This window comes from Borreliella japonica (assembly GCF_030438115.2).
Classification (GTDB): domain Bacteria; phylum Spirochaetota; class Spirochaetia; order Borreliales; family Borreliaceae; genus Borreliella; species Borreliella japonica.
On record NZ_CP124062.1, the window covers coordinates 190,877 to 212,577 of the forward strand.

General features: G+C 27.1%; 21 protein-coding genes, 3 tRNA genes and 1 pseudogene. 14 read left to right on the forward strand and 11 right to left on the reverse strand.

Annotated features, from left to right (window positions below; translation table 11 throughout):
• The first annotated feature begins 1 nt into the window (after position 1).
• Complete coding sequence (gene csrA, locus QIA21_RS01510; RefSeq protein ID WP_091972847.1) at positions 2 to 247, forward strand: carbon storage regulator CsrA; 246 nt, start codon at positions 2 to 4, stop codon at positions 245 to 247.
• On the opposite strand, the gene tsaB is transcribed toward csrA, so the two are convergent.
• From tsaB to infC, 6 genes are all read right to left on the reverse strand, one after another.
• Positions 231 to 884, reverse strand: coding sequence for a tRNA (adenosine(37)-N6)-threonylcarbamoyltransferase complex dimerization subunit type 1 TsaB (gene tsaB / locus QIA21_RS01515; RefSeq protein WP_301392876.1), 654 nt, complete (start codon positions 882 to 884; stop codon positions 231 to 233). The genes csrA and tsaB overlap by 17 nt on opposite strands.
• Positions 877 to 1,290: a tRNA (adenosine(37)-N6)-threonylcarbamoyltransferase complex ATPase subunit type 1 TsaE gene (tsaE, locus tag QIA21_RS01520; RefSeq protein WP_301392877.1), complete on the reverse strand. Its 414-nt coding sequence runs from the start codon at positions 1,288 to 1,290 to the stop codon at positions 877 to 879. The genes tsaB and tsaE overlap by 8 nt, the downstream gene beginning before the upstream one ends.
• A complete protein-coding gene (locus QIA21_RS01525) occupies positions 1,287 to 1,547 on the reverse strand; it encodes a hypothetical protein (RefSeq protein ID WP_091972838.1) in 261 nt (86 codons plus the stop codon). Before QIA21_RS01525 ends, tsaE begins: the two co-directional genes overlap by 4 nt.
• 213 nt (positions 1,548 to 1,760) lie before the next feature.
• Positions 1,761 to 2,108, reverse strand: coding sequence for a 50S ribosomal protein L20 (gene rplT, locus QIA21_RS01530; RefSeq protein WP_301392878.1), 348 nt, complete (start codon positions 2,106 to 2,108; stop codon positions 1,761 to 1,763).
• 20 nt (positions 2,109 to 2,128) lie between these two features.
• The gene (gene rpmI, locus QIA21_RS01535; RefSeq protein WP_301392879.1) at positions 2,129 to 2,329 is read right to left on the reverse strand and encodes a 50S ribosomal protein L35; all 201 of its coding nucleotides are present in this window, start codon (positions 2,327 to 2,329) and stop codon (positions 2,129 to 2,131) included.
• 38 nt (positions 2,330 to 2,367) lie between these two features.
• Positions 2,368 to 2,928 carry a translation initiation factor IF-3 gene (gene infC, locus QIA21_RS01540; RefSeq protein ID WP_091972830.1) on the reverse strand — a complete coding sequence of 187 codons (561 nt, stop codon included), beginning with the start codon at positions 2,926 to 2,928 and terminating at the stop codon, positions 2,368 to 2,370.
• Positions 2,929 to 3,149: 221 nt separating this feature from the next.
• Here infC and QIA21_RS01545 point away from each other — a divergent pair, with 221 nt between their 5' ends.
• Both QIA21_RS01545 and QIA21_RS01550 read left to right on the forward strand, forming a co-directional pair.
• The gene (locus QIA21_RS01545) at positions 3,150 to 3,803 is read left to right on the forward strand and encodes a hypothetical protein (protein ID WP_301392880.1); all 654 of its coding nucleotides are present in this window, start codon (positions 3,150 to 3,152) and stop codon (positions 3,801 to 3,803) included.
• A gap of 6 nt (positions 3,804 to 3,809) precedes the next feature.
• Positions 3,810 to 4,550 (forward strand): hypothetical protein, encoded by a 741-nt coding sequence (locus QIA21_RS01550; protein WP_301392881.1) that lies wholly within the window; start codon positions 3,810 to 3,812, stop codon positions 4,548 to 4,550.
• Between the two features lie 59 nt (positions 4,551 to 4,609).
• Here QIA21_RS01550 and QIA21_RS01555 read toward each other — a convergent pair whose 3' ends face one another.
• Both QIA21_RS01555 and QIA21_RS01560 read right to left on the reverse strand, forming a co-directional pair.
• The gene (locus tag QIA21_RS01555; protein ID WP_301392882.1) at positions 4,610 to 5,419 is read right to left on the reverse strand and encodes a TatD family hydrolase; all 810 of its coding nucleotides are present in this window, start codon (positions 5,417 to 5,419) and stop codon (positions 4,610 to 4,612) included.
• Positions 5,416 to 6,555, reverse strand: coding sequence for a tetratricopeptide repeat protein (locus QIA21_RS01560; protein WP_301392883.1), 1,140 nt, complete (start codon positions 6,553 to 6,555; stop codon positions 5,416 to 5,418). The genes QIA21_RS01555 and QIA21_RS01560 overlap by 4 nt, the downstream gene beginning before the upstream one ends.
• Before the next feature lie 355 nt (positions 6,556 to 6,910).
• On the opposite strand from QIA21_RS01560, the gene prfA reads away from it, so the two are divergent.
• The 4 genes and pseudogenes from prfA to QIA21_RS01580 all read left to right on the forward strand — a co-directional run bounded on the left by prfA (position 6,911) and on the right by QIA21_RS01580 (position 13,068).
• Complete coding sequence (prfA, locus tag QIA21_RS01565; RefSeq protein ID WP_091972817.1) at positions 6,911 to 7,984, forward strand: peptide chain release factor 1; 1,074 nt, start codon at positions 6,911 to 6,913, stop codon at positions 7,982 to 7,984.
• A gap of 2 nt (positions 7,985 to 7,986) precedes the next feature.
• Positions 7,987 to 8,821 (forward strand): annotated as a pseudogene (gene prmC / locus QIA21_RS01570) (peptide chain release factor N(5)-glutamine methyltransferase).
• Positions 8,805 to 10,808: a guanosine-3',5'-bis(diphosphate) 3'-pyrophosphohydrolase gene (gene spoT / locus QIA21_RS01575; protein ID WP_301392885.1), complete on the forward strand. Its 2,004-nt coding sequence runs from the start codon at positions 8,805 to 8,807 to the stop codon at positions 10,806 to 10,808. Before prmC ends, spoT begins: the two are co-directional and overlap by 17 nt.
• On the forward strand, positions 10,798 to 13,068 hold the full coding sequence (locus tag QIA21_RS01580; protein ID WP_301392886.1) for a hypothetical protein: 2,271 nt from the start codon (positions 10,798 to 10,800) through the stop codon (positions 13,066 to 13,068). Before spoT ends, QIA21_RS01580 begins: the two co-directional genes overlap by 11 nt.
• An 11-nt stretch (positions 13,069 to 13,079) precedes the next feature.
• Here QIA21_RS01580 and QIA21_RS01585 read toward each other — a convergent pair whose 3' ends face one another.
• Entirely contained in the window at positions 13,080 to 14,168 is a 1,089-nt protein-coding gene (locus tag QIA21_RS01585) for a D-alanine--D-alanine ligase (RefSeq protein ID WP_301392887.1), read from the reverse strand.
• Positions 14,168 to 15,694: a UDP-N-acetylmuramoyl-L-alanyl-D-glutamate--2,6-diaminopimelate ligase gene (locus QIA21_RS01590; RefSeq protein ID WP_301392888.1), complete on the reverse strand. Its 1,527-nt coding sequence runs from the start codon at positions 15,692 to 15,694 to the stop codon at positions 14,168 to 14,170. Before QIA21_RS01590 ends, QIA21_RS01585 begins: the two co-directional genes overlap by 1 nt.
• Before the next feature lie 114 nt (positions 15,695 to 15,808).
• Here QIA21_RS01590 and QIA21_RS01595 point away from each other — a divergent pair.
• The 7 genes from QIA21_RS01595 to QIA21_RS01625 all read left to right on the forward strand — a co-directional run bounded on the left by QIA21_RS01595 (position 15,809) and on the right by QIA21_RS01625 (position 21,132).
• Positions 15,809 to 15,881 (forward strand) — tRNA-Cys (locus tag QIA21_RS01595).
• A gap of 87 nt (positions 15,882 to 15,968) precedes the next feature.
• Positions 15,969 to 17,207 (forward strand): hemolysin family protein, encoded by a 1,239-nt coding sequence (locus tag QIA21_RS01600; RefSeq protein WP_301392889.1) that lies wholly within the window; start codon positions 15,969 to 15,971, stop codon positions 17,205 to 17,207.
• A gap of 52 nt (positions 17,208 to 17,259) precedes the next feature.
• Positions 17,260 to 18,195, forward strand: a complete 936-nt coding sequence (hflK, locus tag QIA21_RS01605) for an FtsH protease activity modulator HflK (protein ID WP_091972800.1) — start codon at positions 17,260 to 17,262, stop codon at positions 18,193 to 18,195.
• Positions 18,196 to 19,167 (forward strand): protease modulator HflC, encoded by a 972-nt coding sequence (gene hflC, locus QIA21_RS01610; protein WP_091972798.1) that lies wholly within the window; start codon positions 18,196 to 18,198, stop codon positions 19,165 to 19,167.
• A gap of 194 nt (positions 19,168 to 19,361) precedes the next feature.
• A tRNA-Phe gene (locus QIA21_RS01615) sits at positions 19,362 to 19,434 on the forward strand.
• Between the two features lie 19 nt (positions 19,435 to 19,453).
• A tRNA-Phe gene (locus QIA21_RS01620) sits at positions 19,454 to 19,526 on the forward strand.
• A 28-nt stretch (positions 19,527 to 19,554) separates the two neighbouring features.
• Positions 19,555 to 21,132: an HD-GYP domain-containing protein gene (locus tag QIA21_RS01625; protein WP_301392890.1), complete on the forward strand. Its 1,578-nt coding sequence runs from the start codon at positions 19,555 to 19,557 to the stop codon at positions 21,130 to 21,132.
• Here the strand turns inward: QIA21_RS01625 and rsmD are convergent.
• Positions 21,110 to 21,679, reverse strand: coding sequence for a 16S rRNA (guanine(966)-N(2))-methyltransferase RsmD (gene rsmD / locus QIA21_RS01630; RefSeq protein WP_301392891.1), 570 nt, complete (start codon positions 21,677 to 21,679; stop codon positions 21,110 to 21,112). The genes QIA21_RS01625 and rsmD overlap by 23 nt on opposite strands.
• Between the last annotated feature and the right edge of the window lie 22 nt (positions 21,680 to 21,701).

The window sequence follows — 21,701 nt, forward strand, 5'->3', positions numbered from 1 at the left end:
GATGCTAGTATTGTCAAGAAAAGTAAATGAAAGTATTAAAATAAACTCTAATATTGAAGTTTTAATATTAGAGATAAAAAAGGATACTGTTAAAATAGCAATTAAGGCTCCTGAAAACATTAAAATATTTAGATCTGAAATTTATGAGTTTATTATAGAAGAAAATAAAAAATCAATATTAAAAGACAAACACAATATAGGCAAAATTAAAAATCTATTTAATCATTATTTTAAGAACGAAAATTAATCTCTGCATCACTTTGCCTTATGTAAAGAGGTCCAGATAAAATATCATCACTTTTGCGATTTTTTAAATATTTAGCTATCCCAAGTTCTGTTAAAACTTTTCCAAACGAGCTTAAATTTTCAATGATTTTAAATTTACAATTAAATTCACTGCAAACATTCTCAAGATTGTTTCCAATAAGCACTGAATTTGGATCAATCTGATTTAGATATTCAAGCAAATCTTCCTTAGAAAAACACAAAATCTTCCCTATCAATTTACAATTTTTATAATGTCCAAGAAAATATTTGCCAGCAGTAAAAGTTAATACAATTACACTGGAATTGTTTTTAACTAAATTTGCAAAAACATCAAATGTAGAAATATTGACAAAAGGGATAGAAAGACCCAAAGCAAGGCCTTTAACAAAACCTAAACTAATTCTAAGGCCGGTAAAAGAACCGGGTCCACAAGAATTTACAATTAATTTAATTTGATTAAGATCAATGTTATTTTTAATAATAAAATCATTGAAAATTTTTGCAATACTAAAATTAAAATTTGATTTAAATTCAACTAATGAAAAATTCTTATTATTAATTCTACAATAAACTATTAATGCTTTATATGAATACTCAAATGCAAGTGCATTAATCATTAAATTCTACAACCCTGCCTGAACCGGCTATTTTGAAAGCTAAAGAAAATAATCTGCCTTTTGGAACAATACTCAAAACAATTTGGGGCCATTCAATAGCAATAATTGAGTCAAGATCCACAAGCATTTCCAATCCCCCAATAAGTTCAAATTCTTCCAAAGAAAACACCCGATATAAATCAATATGATAAAGCTTAAAATCTATAAAATCATAAACATTAACAATGTTGTAAGTTGGACTTGAAAAATAAGAAATTCCAAGATTTAAGGCAAGTCCTTTCAAAAAACTAGTTTTTCCAGATCCCATATCACCGCTTAAAGCAAATATCTTACCAATTGGCAAAGGATGAAAAAAAGATTTGGAAAAATTTATCATTTCTTTTTCTGATTTGAATTCTAAAGTCAAGGGAGCTTACCTTTAAACTCCAAATCAATTACACGTCTTTTAATGGCAACCATTAACTTTAAAACGGGATAATTCAAAAGATCTACAAAATCAATAGTGATATGCTTTTCTCCTAAAGGCGTAGCCTCAATTACAAACTTTACTTTTTTAATTTCTAAGGTGTCATTATACTTATAAATAGCATCAGCAAAATATACATTTCTATAGTAAATAAAGCTCTCTTGTTTTTCAATATTATTAAGAGAAATAAGCTGCACAATAATAATCCTTAAAATAAATTAAACTCCCAAAAAGCCAACATAAGAATACTTTTATTTAGCGCTATTTTTCAAGGCGGAATTTTTATTCTTAACCTCTGAATTGCTTCTAGCTATCATTGACTAAAAATCTTCAAATTCCTAAATTTAATGAGATGTCGCAAAAAAATAACTCTAATTCTTAAAATTAAACCTCCCAGGAGTTTTGATTTTTCATTTTCTTATTTCTAAAACAATCTTTTTAAAAGCTTCAGCGTCTTCAATTGCTAAATTAGACAAAATTTTTCTATTAATTTTTATATTAGACTTCAATAAACCCTCAATAAATCTTGAATAACTAACTCCAGTATCAGTCAAAGCAGCCGAAATTCTTGAAATCCATAAGCGTCTAAAGTCTCTTTTTCTGGCCTTTCTATCTCTTGTGGCATACATCATACCCTTTCTCAAGGTATCTTTAGCTTTTTTATAGTTACTCTTTTTAGTACCCCAAAACCCTTTTGTCTTTTTTAAAATTCGCTTACGCCTTGCAACGTGAACTGTGCCATTTTTAGCCCTAGCCATATTTATCTCCTAAAATTATTTTAACCATAAGGTAATAAAGTTTTAATTCTTTTAACTTCAAAACAAGAAAGATTTCCCAATTTCCTTAAATTTCTCTTACGCTTAGAAGATTTTTTTGTTAAAATATGCCTTAAATTTTGTTTTTTATACTTAACTTTACCATTTACAGTAAAAAAATACCTTTTTTTTGCACTTTTGCGTGTTTTCATTTTACTTGCCATTTTATCCCCTTTAATTTAATACTTATTTAATTTAATACTTATTTTTTGAACTTAGGAGCTACAATCAAAAACATTGTCTTGCCTTCCATTTTAGCCGCAGATTCCAAAACATAATTCACATCCCCTACTTTTTCAAGAATACTATCTAAAATACCATATCCTAAATATGTATGAGCAAGCTCACGACCTCTAAATCTTATTGTAACTTTAACCTTATTGCCATCTTTGAGAAAACTTAAAATGTTTTTTGATTTAAAATCAAGATCATGGGCATCTATCTTGGGTTGCATTCTGACTTCCTTAAGCTTAATTACCTTTTGATTCTTTTTTTGCTCTTTTTGACGCTTTTCTTGATGGAATTTATACTTCCCATAATCAATAATCTTACAAACCGGGGGAGACACATTAGGAGAAACCTCAACCAAATCAAGTCCAGCTTCTTTTGCCTTTTTAATAGCATCTTCAATCGATAAAACCTCTTGTGTTCCATCTTCAAAAATAACTCTTACCTCATGAGCCTTAATTCTGTAATTAATTTTCAATTCCTTGTCATTTGATCTAGATCTATCCCTATCTCTATTGGCATTTCTATTTATCATCTAAAAAATATATACTCCTAAAGCAATTAATAATCAACATTGATACTTAATTTTAATATACATTAACTAAAAAGTAAATTCTTAAGAAGAATGTTTGCCAAAAGTAATAAAATCAACAACATTAATGAAAAATAAATATACAAATCACACGAATTTTTAGCCAATCAATCTATCCAAATAGATTGATTTAAAAAACGTTTAAAAGTAGAATTGTACTTGTAATGAGTTTGTTTTTATTAACGAGTCTACCATTAATATTAAAAATATATATAAATACTCAGTTAAGACAAAATAAAACAAAAAATACCCAAGCCCATAGCTTAGCAATATTTTTTGCAATAACAATCTTTTCTTTTCTTTATCTGACTCAAGAATTTATTTTATACAGATCATTTGAATTAAATTACACATCACCAATAAGTCTAGGAATTTCAATATTTATCAAAGAACATTTATACTACTATATATTCCCACTACTAATATTTATATTTTTTTTCACTTTAAATGAAAATTCTTCATTTAAAAAAAATTTAACAATTCTGATATATTTCGCATTTGGACTAATTTTTTCTAAAAACCTAGAAATAATAATCCTAAATAGCAAAATTTTTGGACTCTATGAATATATTCAATTGCCAATACTTAATGCAATAGAGTTAATATTTTCAGCAATAATATTTGAAAAGAAAATTAAAAAATGCCAAAAATACTCGGTAAAAGAATACAAAATTATTTTTTTACCTATTCTATTTTTAGAATTATTTATTGCAACCTTAAAAACATTAATTCTAACCAATATGGGCATTTATGCGTTAATAATATTTTCATTAATTTTAATAATTATAGCAATTAATAATAAGTATACTGGGAAATAAAATAAAATGTCTAACCCTAAAATACTTGCTATAATAGCTCTTTTAGTAGTTTTAACACAAGGATGCGAAAAATCTTCCATTATTGAAAAGCAATTTGATTATGCAATAATTTTCTCGGATGTAACTGAATATTTTTTTGAAATTCAAAAAACCCCATTTATAAAAAACAAAATACTGTTTATAAATGACAAAAACTTAGAAATTGCAAAAGACAAGCTTAAAACAACAAAAAAAATACTATTAACCCATAAATCAAATAACGAAATCCTAAATAGCGAAATCCTAAAAGAAAAAATTTTTCATCTACCAAAAATAAAATTTTCTCTAGCAAAGTCTATTGATTTTCTGCTTAACGGAAAATCAATAGACTTTCAAAAAGCATTACTGTTTAGAGACAACTCTTTAAATAACGAAGACCTTGAATACTTGGAAAAAAAAGGGAAAGAAAAAAATGTTATTATTACCCTAATAAACGAAAAAAACATATCCTACATGCAAACATTTATTACTCCTAAAATAACAACAATAGTATTGTTGTCTTTAAGAGATAACAATACTATTTTAAAAAGAATATCAAATTCACCTTTTTTCAAAAATATAAGATTTGTATTAATTGGCAATACAAGAAAAGATTTAAAAATTATTAAGCTAAAATATGTAATTACTCTTAAAGAAAATGATTTGATGGAAATAGTAAAAGACGTTGAAAACAATTTTCAATATGAATTTAACATTTATAAACAATAAAAATGATTAAATTTGCAACTAATAATAAAACATGCAAACAAATAGTTACAAATAAGCAATTAATGCAACAATAAAAGATCTTTAAAGCTATTGTATACAGCAATAGCAACATCATTAACAGAGCAATTTTTAATCCTTGCAATCTCTAGACATACATATCCTAAAAACAAAGGCGAATTTATTTTACCTCTTAACGGCACTGGAGCTAAAAAAGGACTGTCCGTTTCTATTAAAAGATCGTTGGTATTTAATTTGCTAACAACAGTTCTTAAAGGTTCTGCATTTTTAAAAGTTATATTACCCGAAAAAGAAACTTTAAATCCTAAATCAATAAATTTTTTAGCATACTCGTAAGTTCCTGAATAACAATGCAATATGCCCCTATTTAAAAAATTTAAAGACTTTACAATACTATAGACATCATCATAGGCATCTCTTATATGTAAAATAACTGGCTTTTTATATCTACTAGCCAAATACAATTGCTCTTCAAAAACTTTAATTTGAAATTTCTTATTATTTGCCTTAAAATAATCAAGGCCTATCTCACCAACAGCAACAACATTTTCACTAATCAAAATTTTTTCAAGCTGTTTAACATCATCTTTAAAATTATCATCTAAATTTAAAGGATGAATACCTGCTGTTAAAAACACATTAGAATATGGACTTAAAAGATTTTTTCTACTATTAAAATCGCTAGGATGCAAGCCAATGTCAAGAAAATAAGAAAATCCATTTTTAAAACATTCGCTAATAATATAATTGACATCCAAAGATCTCTTCTTTAATTCATAAAAATGAACATGGGTATCTATTAACTTATCAAAAAAGATAGATTTTTCCGTTTCAAGTAAGAAGTTCATCATTCCATTTTTTTCCTAAGAGCTGTAAGGTAGTCAATAACAACAATATTTTTCATACCAAGATGTAAAAAGCTTGATAAAATATCAACAGCGTTTCCAATCTGTCCCAATGCCTCATAGCATTCAGCAGCACTGACATATAATGCTGAATTTTTGGGATTGTTTTTAATTAAACTTTTAATAGCTACTAATGCTTCTTCATATTTGCCTTGTTCCTTTTGAAGAAGAGCAAGTCCAAGTATAGCAAACATATCAAAATCAACATCTAGGGCCTTTTTATAATAAATTTGAGAATTTTCATAATCATTCAAATAACGATAAGCATCTCCTACCCTTGTAAGAACCAAATTATTTTTTGGATCTTTTTCGATAATATCAAGCCAATATTTTAAAGCTTCTTTATATTCCTTATTTCCCCTATAACAATCAGCAAGTCCAAAAACAGCATAAAAATTGCTAGGTGAAATTTCTAAAGCTTTTTTAAAAAAATAAATTCCTCTAGTAAATTCCCTTAGCTTACGATAACAATTACCAATTGAAGTTAACACCCTAACATCAATCTTAGATTGATTTAATTCATACATTTTAAGCCAATACTTTAAAGCCTCTTTATATTCTTTAAAGTCGTAATACAAATGACCAATTCCTACAAGCGCGTAATCATTCTCAGGCATTAATTCCATTACCTTAAGATATGTTTGCTTAGATTTTTGAAAATTTTTTAGCTTTCTGTAAGATGAAGCAACTCTTGTTAAAACCGTTATATTTTCAGGATCATATTTCAAATACTCTTCCCATATGTCTGTAGCTTTTTTATAATTATCCAAATTTCTGTAACAGTCTCCAAGTCCAAAAAGAGCATAATTATTGTTTGAATGTTTTACAAGACATCTTTGATAATAAACTATTGCTTTATCGTAATTACTCTTCTTCCTTTCAATGTCTCCAAGTCCAACAAGAGCATAATTATTCTCATTATCCTTTTCAAGGATATCAGAAAACAAACTTTCTGCCTCAGAAAGTCTTTCTTCTTTAATCAACTGATACCCTCTTTTTGATTTCTCAGTGACATCAAGAAGTTGATCATCAGAAATATTTGAGAGATCCCCTAAAGCATCCAAAATTTTTTCATTTAACATAAATACCCCTTTTAAATCGGTTTATCAAAGATATAACTTTAACTACCTTGAACAACACCACAAATAATAATAATACGCAAAGCTCAATTTATATACAAATACAACAAAACAATCTAACTTTAATATCCAACTTAATAACATTCATTATATAAAAAAACATAAAAAAATATAATTGATTTTTTTGATCAAGCTTATTCTATTTATTCCATAAAATCAGTTTCTAAAAAAGAGTTTCTAAAAAAGAGAATTGAAATAAAACATAAAAGCAAGCATAGTAACACAAAACTTACTAAAAAGTCTAACAAAAAAATCTAAAATTAATATAAACTATTACTATCTTTCAGGAGAAAACATAATGTTTTTAGAAAAATTAAATTCAGCAACAAGTAAGATTAAGTCGATAGAAGAAAAATTGCAAGATATAAATCTAATTAAAAATCAAAAAAAATATTCTAAAATAATAAAAGAATATACATATCTGGAAAAAATAAATACTAAAAAATTTGAATATGAAAAAATACTGAGCCAAATCAATGATAACAAAAGCATCTTGGAAAAAGAAGAGCAACAAGAAATGAAAGAACTAATAAAACAAGAGCTAATTGATCTAAACAAAAAAAAAGAAGATCTTGAACATCAAATAAAAATACTACTTTTACCTCAAGATGAAAATGATAGTAAAAATATAATAATTGAAATTAGGGCTGGAACGGGAGGAGAAGAAGCTGCTCTTTTTGCAAACAATCTTTATAGCATGTATATAAAATATTCAGAGAGAAAAAAATGGAAAACAGAAATCATAAACTTCAATGAAACAGAACTTGGGGGATTTAAAGAAATAATCTTTGAAATTAAAGGAAAAGATGTATTTAAAAAATTAAAATATGAAAGCGGCGTTCACAGGGTACAAAGAATCCCTATAACAGAGTCTAACGGAAGACTTCAAACCTCGGCTGCCACTGTAGCAGTTCTACCTAATATTGAAGAAACAGAAATCGATATTAATGAAAAAGACTTAAGAATTGATGTTTACAGGTCATCTGGGGCTGGTGGACAACATGTTAATACAACCGATTCTGCGGTTAGAATAACACATTTACCAACAGGAATTGTTGTACAATGCCAAAACGAAAGAAGTCAGCATAAAAACAAAGATCAAGCAATGAAAATATTAAGAGCAAGACTTTATGAATTTGAAGATTCCAAAAAACAAGAGCAAAGATCAAATAACAGAAAACAACAAGTCGGCTCAGGAGACAGATCTGAAAGAATTAGAACCTATAATTTTCCTCAAAATAGAATAACAGATCATAGGGCAAACATCACTCTTTACAAATTAGAAGAATTTATGCAAGGAGAACTTGATCCACTTCTTGATCCCTTGACAATAGAGCTTCAAGAACAAACATTAAAAAACAACAGCATATAGCGATGAATGTTAACGAAGTCATAAATTATGCTAAAAGTAAAAATTTAAATACAATAGAAGCGCTACTAATACTTGAACTAATTTTAAAAATCAAAAAAGAATTAATAATTGCAAATAGAAAAAAAAGCTTAACAAAAAGGGAAAAAAAACTTTTTTTTGATCAAATAGATAAAATAGAAAAAGGAACACCTATTCACTACATATTACAAAAAAAAGAATTTATGGGTATTGAATTTAACCTAAACAAGCACGTCTTAATTCCAAGATTTGATACAGAATGTTTAGTAGAAGAAGCCTTAATTCAAATTCAACAAAATGACTTTACAAAAATACTAGACTTATGCTGCGGCAGTGGATGCATAGGACTTTCTATTGCCTATTACATGAAAAAAAAAGTAATACTCTCGGACATTTCAATAAAAGCTTTACAAATAGCTGCAAAAAATACAAAAAAGCTAAAACTTGAAAAATTTGCAGAAATAATTCACTCTAATTTGCTAAACTGTATAAAGGAAAGGATTGATATAATTATTACAAATCCTCCTTATTTAAACAAAAAAGAATTAGAAATAACAAATAAAATAAAAAAAGAACCCGCAAAAGCTCTTTTTGGATTTGGAAAAGACGGGCTTAATATTTCTAGAAAAATATTAAGCCAAGCAAAAGAAAAGCTTGCCCCAAATGGACTAATAATAATAGAATCAGCTCCTTGGCAAATAAAAAATCTGAAAGATTTTGCAATTAAAAAAGGATTTTCACATTTAAAAACCATTTATGATCTTGAAAAGAGAGCAAGAGCGCTGGTATTAGGACAAAGAGCATGATACAAGCATATGAGATTGCACACTTAATAAAAATAAATGATCTTGAAAAAGCTAGAAGTATTTTCAAAAAAACTGTTGAGAATACTTACAAAGATGAATTTGAACGAAAAAACATATTCAAAGCTCTAGAAATAGCAGAACAACTTCACTATGGCCAATACAGAGAAAGTGGGGAACCTTACATTATTCATCCAATAATGGTTTCATTATTTCTTGCTAAATTTCAACTGGATTTCAAAGCAACTATCGCCGGACTACTTCATGACGTGCTTGAAGATACAAATATTGAAAAAGAAGAAATAGTAAAAGAATTTGACGAGGAAATTTTAAGCTTAATCGACGGTGTAACTAAAATTCATGATTTACACAATAAAACAAGAAGCATAAAAGAAGCTAATACTATTTCAAAAATGTTTTTTGCAATGACGCATGACATTAGAATAATAATAATAAAACTGGCAGACAAACTTCACAATATGACGACTCTCTCTTATTTGCCTAAAAACAGACAAGACAGGATTGCAAAAGATTGCCTTTCAACTTATGTTCCAATAGCAGAACGCCTTGGAATCTCATCTCTTAAAACATATCTTGAAGATCTTTCATTTAAGCATCTTTATCCTAAAGATTATAAAGAGATAAAAAATTTTTTATCTGAAACAAAAATAGAAAGAGAGAAAAAATTATACAAAGGTAAATTATCAATAGAAAAAGAACTCCAAAAAAGCGGAATTGGGGCAGAAATTACAGTAAGATCAAAACACTTTTATTCAATATTTAGAAAAATGCAAACAAGGACAAACAGGCTTACTCAAATTTTTGATACCCTGGGAATCAGAATAATTTGCAAAAAACAAAAAGAATGTTATGAAATATTAGAAATTGTTCACAGGGTATGGAAACCAATCCCAGGAAGACTTAAAGACTATATTGCAAGTCCAAAAGAAAATAAATATCAATCACTACACACTACCGTAAGAATACCTGAAGATAACCAGCTTATTGAAATACAAATTCGAACAGAAGAAATGGACAGAATTGCCAATTATGGGGTTGCGGCCCACTGGATATACAAAGAACAAATTGAGCTTAAAGCTGATGATCTTTCATTTATAAACCGAATAAAAAAATGGCAACAAGAATCGGCTAACAAAAGTCAATATTCAATGAATGATATACACAAAGAGTTGTTAAATACATTTATATATGTTTACACCCCAGAAGGAGAAGTAGTAGAACTTCCTTTTGGATCAAATTCAATTGATTTTGCATACATAATACACACAGATATTGGAGACCAAGCTCTTTATGCAAAAATAAATGGAAAAATAAGTTCAATCACAAAGCCACTTAAAAACGAACAAATTGTTGAAATATTCACATCAAAAGACTCAAAACCAGATGTGATATGGCTAAACAGTGTAAGAACAAAAAAAGCCCGATCAAAAATTAGATCATGGCTTAACAAAAATGACAACACAATTTTTGTAGATAACAATATTATTGCGTATCTTGTTGGGGCAAACAAAGAACAAAGAAAGCTTTTTAGCCTATTTAAAGCTTATACTAAAAACAAAATAAAAAGAATTGCAATAGACTCTGAATGCAATCCCACAACAGGTGAAGATATTGTTGGAATAATACACAAAGATGAGATAATAGTACACAATGAAAATTGTCAAAAGCTCAAATACTATAAAAAAAATCAATTAATTGAAGTTGAATGGGAAGCAACACCAACTAGAAAAGTGCATCATATTATTTTGCTTTTAAAAGAATTGAAAGGAATATTTGGCTATCTTGAGAACATTTTTACAATCAATGACGTAAGGCTTATTAGCGAAAAAATAGAAGACTGTGGAAATGGTCATGGAATAACAAACATAATAGTCTCATCAAATGCTAAAAATATAACAAAAATAATTTCTGCCTTAAAAGAAAACCCAAATATCTTACAAATAATGCAAGTAGAAGAAGATATTAAAAATTATGACAATTAAGATATTATTATCATTATCATTCTTATTAATTCACTCAAAAATCACCCCTATTGAATCAAATAAAATGGAAAAAAATATATCGAATTTAAACAATAAAATTGCAAACATAGAAACTGAAAAGAACATAAAAGAGCATATTGAAAAAATTCATCAACTAAGCAAAAACCAGGAAAAAATAATAAACACTTTTAATTATATAAAAAAATATTTTAATACAAATGAAATTAAATATACGGAATATTCTTTACAAGAAATTGGATTTATTGGGTATTCTCAAAAGATAATACATTCCAAAATCAAAGGTAAAAGAGCAGACATTTATAATATAATTATTCCAATTAAAATACTAAATAATTTAAAAAATAATTTAGCAATTGGAATTGCTATTGAGCTTTTGAATAAACTTAGAAATATTAACTCTGAAAACAACTTAAATTTTTTTTTTGTTGAGGATGATTCTTTAGAAGAAAATACAATAATTAGCAGCAGAATTTTACTTAGCAATAATTATTTGGGAAAAAATACAAATACGATTTACTTAATGCTAAACGAAAATAGAATAAAAAATAAAATTTACTTAGAAAATGAATCTTTCATAACAAATTCAAAAACAAATTTGGGATTTTTAAAAGCTACTATTAAAAGCTTTGAAAAGAATAAACTTGATTTTAATACAGCAAAAATAACTGAAAAAAAAATAAACAATTTATACAATATATATTGGGACGAATCTATACCCTTTTTAATAATAAATAACAATTTAAATCCTATATTAACTCAAAATAAAAATACTATTTACGAAATTTACAAATCAATTGAAGAAACATTGACTAATCAGTACAAAAGCAAAAATACTGATGAAATACACTACATTATAATTGATACGCCTTTTGAAAAAATAATAATTAATGAAATTACCTTAATAACATTAATTTATATTTGTTACAACTTAATTATAATTGTATTTATTAGAAAATTCAAAGAAGCCGGATTGGTCATGAAGAAAGTAAAAAATGATTACTATAAATTGATAAGACTATTTTTTACTTTATTTTTAAGCACATATTTATCCTTATTAATTACAAATAAGCTATTTGTAAACTATGAAAACACGACAGTTTACACTATAATAAACTCCAAGTATTTAATAACTTTTTTTGCAACTTTACTCATACATAATCTTTTGTCTCTTTTTACATACAATTTCACAATATATTTAAATTACAGACAACTTAAATACCTTGCAATATCAATCTCTATTATTGAACTAATAATATTAATGTTTATTAAAATAGAATTTATCTTAATAGTTATCATAAAAAGCATCCTACTATTAATAAAACCAAATAAAATTACTATTGTCCAAAAAATAATAGTAACAATTATTTGGACAATCAATTTTGTATTAATAACATTAATACAAAATACTACATCAATCACAAATACACTTACGCTAAGCTATCTAATCTCAATTTGCCTTTTTTCTACCATATTTATGAATATCTCAGAACATTTAAAATCTAAACTTTCAAAAATTAAACAAAATTTAAAAAAAGCTGAAAAACTTGGTCTTGTAACTTTTTTTTTAATAACCACAATTATAATATCTAGCAATATCGATAAAAAAGGACATGTAATACAAATAGAACAAACAGTCAGCTTTCCAGAAAAAATAAATACAATAAAAATTGAATACCCAAAAGGCAATAAAAATCCTATCCAAATAATTTCAAATGACTTTAACCTAACTTTACAGGCAAACAAAAAAACATTAAAAACCAACATTAAAGCCGATGATGAGCTAATGAATATTGATTTTAAAAAAATAGATATAGCAGAAAGAGCTGTTTATAACATCGATTTGGTTACTCAAAAAATTGCAAATCAAATAGAACTACATTTTAAAAACGCATCTAAACTAATAATTTACCAAAGCAACACTCCTTATAAAATATTGGCTAATAAGATTATCTTTTCACTTAAAAACATTAACTCTAAAAAAACAACAATTGCATTTACTCTTAAATCTCAAGATGACATAGCATATGAAGCATTTGCAAATCTTCATATTAAAAAAAATCAAGTTAAAATTTACAATAAAAACAATAATAAAGAAGAAAAAAATATAAAGATAAATTACTCTTACAAGATAAAATATTCAGGAATATTGCCTAAAGCAGAAAAATATAAAAATCTTGATTACTTTAAACTAAAAAATGATAAAGAGATTGAAAATCTAAAAAATTTTAAATTAAATTAAATTAAATTAAATTAATCTTCAAAATTAATCATTTTTTTTCTATTAATATAACTTTTAAAAGCATAATCAATTAAATTATCCACCAAGTCTTTAAACTGAAGACCATCATGGCTACACATTTTAGCGAACATAGATATATCGGTAAATCCCGGAATGGTATTTATTTCATTAAAATAAATTGTTCCTGATTTTTTTTCAACAAAAAAATCAATTCTTGCCATACCTCTGAGTTCTAAATTTTTATAAACAAGAAAGGCATATTCCTTAATGCTTAACAACTGATTTGTCTCAAGATGTGCAGGGATATTAAAGATAATAGAATTTCCAGGAATAACAGAATATTTAGCATCATAATCATAAAATATAAAATCCTGCACAATAACTTCTCCAGGAGAAAAGATTTTCATCTTTTCATTTCCAATAACAGAACATTCAATCTCTCTAGCTTCAATAAATTTTTCTATTATAATAGTAAGGTCATACCTTAAAGCTTCCTTAATAAAAGATTCAATCTGATTTTCGCTGTAAGCTACATTTATTCCAATCGAAGAACCTAATACTGCAGGCTTAACAATAACAGGATAGCCTAGGACCTCCCTTACCTTTCTTTTTACTTCCTCTTTATCTAAAAAATAATCATATTGTCTAAACCCAATAAAAGGTACTAAAGGAATATTAAAGCTTTTAAGTAAAAGTTTGCAAAAATACTTATTGCTAGAAATAGCACTTCCTATAATACCAGCACCAACACAAGGAATATCCATAATCTTTAAAACCCCTTGAACAGCACCATCCTCACCGGTTCTTCCATGAATAACAGGAAAAACAACATCTATCTCAAGATTTTTGTTATTTGAAAAAATTCCAAGACCGGGTAATAAACTAACAGTAGGTAAAACACCTATGTCAATGGGATTTGAAGGGTCAGAAACAGAATCCAATAAATACCAAATACCTGTACACTTATCAATATAAACAGGATAAATATTGTATTTATTTAAATCCAAAAGGGCTAAATAAATGCTATAAGCAGATTTGCAAGAAATTTCATGCTCAAAAGAAACACCACCAAATATTAACATAAGATTTTTTTTGCACATCACTTCTCCTTTTTTGATTTTTCTAAACTTAAAATAGCATCTTTAACTACTTCTTGCTCATTCCAAAAAACTTCTCTATTTTCATAAATTATTGAACTTTCATGACCTTTGCCTAAGGCTACAACCAAATCCCCAGCCCTTGCAAGACCTATTGCTTTTTCAATAGCCTGCCTTCTATCAGGAATAAAAAATAAATTCTGATTTATAACTTTATTCACAATTCCTTTTGCAATATCTTTAATTATACACATACTATTCTCACCTCTTGGATCTTCATCACAAAGCACTATTAAATCAGAATAAATATCTGAAATTTGTCCTTGCAAAAATCGTTTTGCAATATCTCTTTCTCCTGCAGAGCCAAAAACAGAAATCAGTCTATTTGTAGCAAATCTTTTAAAAATAGGAAAAAGTTTAGAAAAAGCACCAGGGGTATGAGCATAATCAATTATTACAGAAAAATTTTGCCCTAAATTAATACTATTCATACGTCCATCAAGACCTTTAATGCAAATAAGCTTGTCAACAATATCTTGAATGTCGCTATTTAAAATTTGAGAAACTAAAATAAGAGCAGCCATTACATTTTCAACATTGAAACTCCCTAGCAGGTTAATATTGGCAAAATATTTAACCCCTTTGTGATAAAATTCAAATCTAGTAGAATCTGCTTTCTCGTCAATAAAACTGACAAAAAAATCTGCTTGATTGCTTTTTAAGCTATAGGTAAAAGATTTTTTAATAGCATTCTTAAAGTCAGAAGAATAAAAATCATCAAAATTAATAACACCAAAACCAGCATCATCACTAACAGATTTAAAAAGACTTAACTTTACATTCATGTAATTTTGAATTGTACCATGAAATTCAAGATGCTCATGTCCAATATTAGTAAAAACAACCGCAAAATAAGTAATATCAATAAGTCTTGCTGTTTCAAGGTCAAGCCCATGGGAAGTAGATTCAAGAATTGCATATTGAACCTCATTTTTAACCATATCGCTTAAAAATGAATGTATTTCTGTGGATTCAGGAGTTGATTGTCTGTAAGGATTTTTAATCAAATTACCACTTCCGTCATCAAAAAATACCGTCGATATAAAACCCACTTTAACACCTTTATTTTTTAACAACAGGTATATATAATAACAAACAGAACTTTTGCCGTCAGTACCAGTGACCCCAATAACTTTTAATTTTTTTGAAGGCTCATCATAAAAAATATTTGAAAAATTAGACATAAATTTTCTTATATTAAGGTCATCTACCTTAATATAAGTAACATTGGAATCGTAAAAATTCAAATCCCGTGAATATACAATAACATTACTACCCTTTTGAATTGCGATTTCAACAAAGTTATGTCCATCAAAACGAATTCCCGGAAGAGCAAAAAATACAAAGCCGGACAAAACTAATTTAGAGCTGTAAGTAACTCCGGTTATTTCTAAATCAAGAGAACCTTTTACATGTTTTATTAAATTTTGATCCAATTTTAATAAAACATCATTAAGTTTTTTATTCATACATTAAAATTTTACATAAAACTAATAAAAATAGCTAAGAAATTCAAAATTATGCTTCAATAGAAAATATATTTACAATTTTCTATTTTTTTAATAAACTAAGCACTGTTACAAGGCGCTGTACCCAAGTGGCTAAGGGAGAAGTCTGCAAAACTTTGATTCGCCGGTTCGATTCCGGTCAGCGCCTTTTAAAGTCGAATCAAAAATATTTTTTATTGCTTAAGGATATGATTTTAAAGCATTTTTATCAAAGATAAATTAAAATAGTACATATATGATAGAATTAATCGTGATACTGTTATTTATAATATTATCTGCTATTTTCTCAGCATCTGAAACAGCTTACACTTCCTTAAGCATGATTCAGATACAAGATATAAGAAAAAAAGGAAAATCGGGAATATCGGTGTATAACTTGGTTCAATCTCCTTCAAAATTAATCACCACCATTCTTATAGGCAACAATATATCAAATATTATTGCAAGTACGCTTACAACAAAATTTGTACTTGAAAAATACGGAAACGGCGCACTTGCAATATCAACAGGACTAATAACAATAATCGTTCTAATTTTTGCAGAAATACTTCCAAAACAAATTGCAATTCTAAATAATGAAATTATTGCTCTATCTACTTCTTTTTTTTTAAAACCATTAATTTTTATATTTACTCCATTGATATATATAATAAACAAAATAATAAAAAAAATATTAAATTTCTTTAAAATTAAGACAAGCTGTAAAATGACTAAAGAGAGCATCAAAAATATGCTCTCTTTAGCGGGAAATTTAGGTATTTTAAAAAACGACTCTAGAATATTTATGCAAAAAATGTTAGACATAGATCAAGTAAGAGCTTCTGAAATCATGACTCACAGAACAGAGGTTTTTTCACTATCAAGCTCCTCAAAGTTAAAAGATGTAATTAAGCTGATCAAAGAGGAAGGATATTCTAGAGTCCCTATATACAAAGGACAAAGCAGAGAGCAGATAATTGGGATTCTAATAGCTAAAGACCTCATAGAAATCAATAAAAAAGATACAAATAAAAACGTTTCTCAATTTATTAAGCCGGCTGTATTTGTACAACAAAACAAAAGAATAAAAGACATACTAGATATTATGAGAAAAAAGCAAAAAATAATGGCAATCGTAATTGACGAGTATGGCGGTTTTTCGGGAATACTTACAATAGAAGACATAGTAGAAAAAATTTTTGGAGCAATATCTGACGAATACGACATTAAAGAGGAAAAACCCCTGATTACAAAAATCAATAACAATACTTACTCAATACTTGGAGAAACTACTTTTGACGAAATTGAAGAGATAATTGGAATATCTATTAAGCATAAAGAATATACAAATACAATTGGGGGCTACTTAATAGATATACTTGACAAAATACCAACAAAAGACGAAACCGTAAAAACAACTGATGGGGAATATTTTATTAAGGAAATTCAAAATAATAGAATTGAAACAATAACTTTTATCAAATACAAAAAGTAGTGATAAAATTCGCTTACAAAACAAAAATTATTGAAAAAATTGGGAGAAATAAATGTTTGACATAAAACAAATTTTTAATAAAACTTACGAATATTTAATAATTATTATTACCTTAATACTAATATCAATAATAATTATTGCAAACATATTCATAGTTGGACCATCGGAAGAAGCAATTGTACTTCGTCTTGGCAAGCTTAACAGAACTCTTGATTCAGGAATACATATGAAGATTCCATTAATTGAAGAAAAATTTATCGTACCAGTAAAAATAGTTCAAGAAATTAAATTTGGATTTATAATATCTCCAAACGATATTAGAGAAAATAATAATGAAAGCGATGAAGGTATGATTATCACTGGAGATTTAAATATCATAAACATTGAATGGTTAGTACAATACAAAATAAGAGATCCTTACTCATTTAAGTTTAAAGTAGAAGACCCCGAGACAACAATTAAAGATATTGCAAAGTCATCAATGAATAGATTAATTGGAGATAATACTATTTTTGAAATAATAAATGACAACAGAGTAGGAGTAACAGAAGGTGTAAAATCCTCTATGAATGAAATAATAGATAATTATAATTTAGGAATTGATGTAGTACAAGTGCAAATTAGAAATGCCCTACCCCCAAAAGGAAAAGTTTACGAAGCTTTTGAAGATGTAAACATTGCTATTCAAGACAAAAATAAATACATAAACGAAGGAAAAAGAGAATTTAATCAAATAGTTCCTAAAATTAAAGGTGAGGCGTTAAAGGTTATTGAAGAAGCCAAAGGATACAAAGAAAGCAGAATAAACAATGCATTAGCAGACACGGAAATTTTTAATGCTATACTAGATGCTTACTTAAAAAATCCCGATATTACAAAAGAAAGGCTTTACAATGAAGCTATGAGGGAAATACTTGAAAACAAAGATAATATTGAAATAATTGACAAAAACTTAAAAAATTTCCTACCATTTAAAGAGGTAAAATAAATGAAATTTATAATAAATCTTTTATTATCTACTGTAAAAATTGCAATCTTTACAATAATAGTTTGCTTGACTATTTTATCTATTTTTCAACCAATTTATATTTTAAAAGAAAATGAAATTTCAATAACTACTCGACTTGGAAAAATTCAAAGAACTGAAAATTTAGCTGGGCTTAAATATAAAATCCCATTAATTGAAAATGTACAAATATTTCCCAAAATTATTCTTAGATGGGACGGAGAACCTCAAAGAATCCCAACAGGAGGAGAAGAAAAGCAATTAATATGGATTGATACAACGGCTAGATGGAAAATTGCAGACATAAATAAATTTTATACAACAATAAAAACGATGAATAGGGCTTACATTAGAATTGATGCAGCAATTGAACCTGCTGTTAGAGGAGTTATCGCAAAATATCCTTTGCTTGAAATTATAAGAAGCTCAAACGATCCAATTCAGCGCTTGTCTAATGGAGTACTCACTCCGCAAGAAACAAAAATTGATGGTATTTACAGAATAACAAAAGGAAGAAAGATAATCGAAAAAGAAATAATAGATATAGCAAACAAAAATACCAAAGATATTGGGATTGAAATTGTAGATGTACTAATAAGAAAAGTTACTTATGATCCAAGCCTTATTGAATCTGTAAACAACAGAATGATTTCAGAAAGACAACAAATAGCAGAAGAACAAAGAAGCATAGGATTAGCTGAAAAAACAGAAATTCTTGGAAGCATAGAAAAAGAAAAACTTAGCCTATTAAGCGAAGCAAAAGCTACTGCTGCAAAAATAAAAGCTGAAGGAGACCGGGAAGCCGCAAAAATTTATTCAAATACATATGGTAAAAATGTTGAATTTTACAAATTTTGGCAGGCACTAGAAAGCTATAAAGCTGTATTAAAGGATAAAAGAAAAATTTTCTCAACAGATATGGATTTCTTTCAATATCTTCACAAAAAAAATTAAAAATTTATTTGTTTGAATTTAAAAGACAAATAAAACCATTTAAAAATTAATTAAATTTTCAAAATTGGCTTATTTTATTAAAATTCAAAGCTGGCTATAAATCATTTTTTTAGCACTACGTTCAAAATCTAAAATTTAAAAAGAGTTGACAAACATATATACTTATGAAAAAATTAAGGTATTAGAATAAAAACGCTGCTGTAGCTCAGTTGGTAGAGCATAGGACTGAAAATCCTTGTGTCAGGAGTTCGATTCTCCTCGGCAGCATGTTAAATAAGTTGAAATTGTCGCTGTAGCTCAGTTGGTAGAGCATAGGACTGAAAATCCTTGTGTCAGGAGTTCGATTCTCCTCGGCGACATTTATTTAAAGATTGAAAGGATCTCAAAGTGGTACTTAAAGAAATAAAGCAAATAAAAGATCTAAATGAACAAGACGTAATTTTTGCAAGAATAGGAAATTTATCAAAGCTCGGCACAAGAATAAATGAAAAAATTATTAAAATACTTGCTAAAGGTAATACACCATACATTCCTGTACTTAAAAAAGAAGAAGATGAATCTTATGAGAACCTAATAAAAAAAATAAATGAAGAAATTTTAAATGATGATCTTAACTATTTGAGAGAAAAGCTAATAGACAATCTAAAAGACGTATATAAACCCTTTAAGGAAGACGATCCAATATTTTTTACCAAAGGAAAAAAACCACTCATGAAAATAAATACATTAATGGAAGCTGAACCTAATCAAATTTATTGGAAAGAAATATTGGAAGGAAGCTTTAAAATACTTCCAAGACATAAAATAGCATCTCTACAAAAAATTTTATTAGAAATATATCATTATTTTGATGTTCAAAAACTTAGAACAAAAGAAAACATTAAAGATAAAAAAACTTTAAAAAAATTATATTTATATTCTGCTAGAAGAGATTATGAATTTTTTAAAGGAAGGGTAAAAACAGAAGGCGATTCAATACTACTACATTCAGTCGACACAACAATTTATTTTTTAATTACAATTGCAAATTTGAACAAAATAAGATCTTTACAAAATGCACCTCGTTCAACTATCAAATTTTTTCTTGATAAAACTGAATACAACGAATTTACAGAATTTTTTTACGCAGAAGAAATGATACTACAAGCTGCACTTGGATCATTGCTACACTCAATAGGATTAATGCACACAACAATATTAGAAAATATAGGGGATAAAATAAGCCTTAAGGAGAAAAATTTAAAAGAAAAACACAAATTAAAAATAGAACATTTGGAAAAAAATATTAACATTGCTAAGAATTTGTTTAGAATAAGAGAAGATATTTCAGCTATTACAAAAATGATAATCAATGGGCAAAAGGATTACCTTGATGCTACTGGATATCCACAATTAAAAATCAACAAATTTATTCACGAACTTGTTAGAATCTTCATCATAATAGATACTTACGATGAATTGGTAAATCCAATAATAATAAAAGAAAGCGCTAACCCTTTAGAAGCTATTAAATTCCTAATAGAAAATAGTGGAAAATACTATTGGAGCAGAAAAGAAATAAACGAGCAAACAAAAAACAAAAAATTTGACATTAAGATGCTAGAAAATTTTTTAACAATACTTGCGCCTTTTGATTATGGACAAATAGTAAGTGTAAACAAAAAAAATAACAATGAAAATCTTTTTCAAGCTGCTGTTATTGAATATAAAATGAACATTGTGCCAAATCTATCTATAATAAACAAAAAAAACCAGACTTACAAAATAGAAGAAATAATAATGGACTCTGAAAACAAGGAAATTTTAATAAAAGATGCAAATGGAAACTACAAAAAAAATCCATTAAAAAATATGGATGATTTTGTAATAAAAAACAATATTCCAGAATTAAATAAAAATGAAATTCAACTCATTACCTTCAACTATGAAAGAAAATCAAATCCTACAATAGTTTCAAAAAAATAAGTTTTGACCCCCCATACCTTTTCAAATTATAAACTGAAAATTTTGATGTATTTATGTCCAAGTTTTCACCAAAAGGACAATGCATAATAATATTGACTTTATCATTTGAAATATTGCCTTTTAAAATAATCTCAAGTAAATTAACCTTATTCTTATAATTAAAAGGGGGATCAAGATAAATAAAATCGTAAAAAAGATCTTTTTTACCTAAAAAATCCTCTGCCCTTTGAAAAAAAAAATTATAAAATTCCTCAACAAAGCTAAAATTTTTTACTAATGTAGTTTTGATTTTTTTATTACATTCAACAAGATGGGCAAGATTTGCTCCTCTGCTAAGAGCCTCAACAGACATTATGCCAGTCCCTGCAAAAACATCCAAAAATTTTGAGTTAATAATATCCTTGAAAATAATAGAAAAAAAGGCTTCTCTGACAAGAGACATCACAGGGCGAACAGCACCAGCCTTGGGAAACAAAATTTTTTTACCTTTATATTTACCCGAACTTACATACATAAATAAAAATTCTAAAACAATTTTAAAAAACATTGAATATATAAAATTAAATTTT

Coding starts and splice junctions, on each gene's coding strand:
- csrA (WP_091972847.1), top strand. CDS start 2: ATGCTAGTATTGTCAAGAAAAGTAAATGAAAGTATTAAAATAAACTCT.
- tsaB (WP_301392876.1), bottom strand. CDS start 884: ATGATTAATGCACTTGCATTTGAGTATTCATATAAAGCATTAATAGTT.
- rplT (WP_301392878.1), bottom strand. CDS start 2,108: ATGGCTAGGGCTAAAAATGGCACAGTTCACGTTGCAAGGCGTAAGCGA.
- rpmI (WP_301392879.1), bottom strand. CDS start 2,329: ATGGCAAGTAAAATGAAAACACGCAAAAGTGCAAAAAAAAGGTATTTT.
- infC (WP_091972830.1), bottom strand. CDS start 2,928: ATGATAAATAGAAATGCCAATAGAGATAGGGATAGATCTAGATCAAAT.
- QIA21_RS01545 (WP_301392880.1), top strand. CDS start 3,150: ATGAGTTTGTTTTTATTAACGAGTCTACCATTAATATTAAAAATATAT.
- QIA21_RS01550 (WP_301392881.1), top strand. CDS start 3,810: ATGTCTAACCCTAAAATACTTGCTATAATAGCTCTTTTAGTAGTTTTA.
- QIA21_RS01555 (WP_301392882.1), bottom strand. CDS start 5,419: ATGATGAACTTCTTACTTGAAACGGAAAAATCTATCTTTTTTGATAAG.
- QIA21_RS01560 (WP_301392883.1), bottom strand. CDS start 6,555: ATGTTAAATGAAAAAATTTTGGATGCTTTAGGGGATCTCTCAAATATT.
- prfA (WP_091972817.1), top strand. CDS start 6,911: ATGTTTTTAGAAAAATTAAATTCAGCAACAAGTAAGATTAAGTCGATA.
- spoT (WP_301392885.1), top strand. CDS start 8,805: ATGATACAAGCATATGAGATTGCACACTTAATAAAAATAAATGATCTT.
- QIA21_RS01580 (WP_301392886.1), top strand. CDS start 10,798: ATGACAATTAAGATATTATTATCATTATCATTCTTATTAATTCACTCA.
- QIA21_RS01585 (WP_301392887.1), bottom strand. CDS start 14,168: ATGTGCAAAAAAAATCTTATGTTAATATTTGGTGGTGTTTCTTTTGAG.
- QIA21_RS01590 (WP_301392888.1), bottom strand. CDS start 15,694: ATGAATAAAAAACTTAATGATGTTTTATTAAAATTGGATCAAAATTTA.
- QIA21_RS01600 (WP_301392889.1), top strand. CDS start 15,969: ATGATAGAATTAATCGTGATACTGTTATTTATAATATTATCTGCTATT.
- hflK (WP_091972800.1), top strand. CDS start 17,260: ATGTTTGACATAAAACAAATTTTTAATAAAACTTACGAATATTTAATA.
- hflC (WP_091972798.1), top strand. CDS start 18,196: ATGAAATTTATAATAAATCTTTTATTATCTACTGTAAAAATTGCAATC.
- rsmD (WP_301392891.1), bottom strand. CDS start 21,679: ATGTTTTTTAAAATTGTTTTAGAATTTTTATTTATGTATGTAAGTTCG.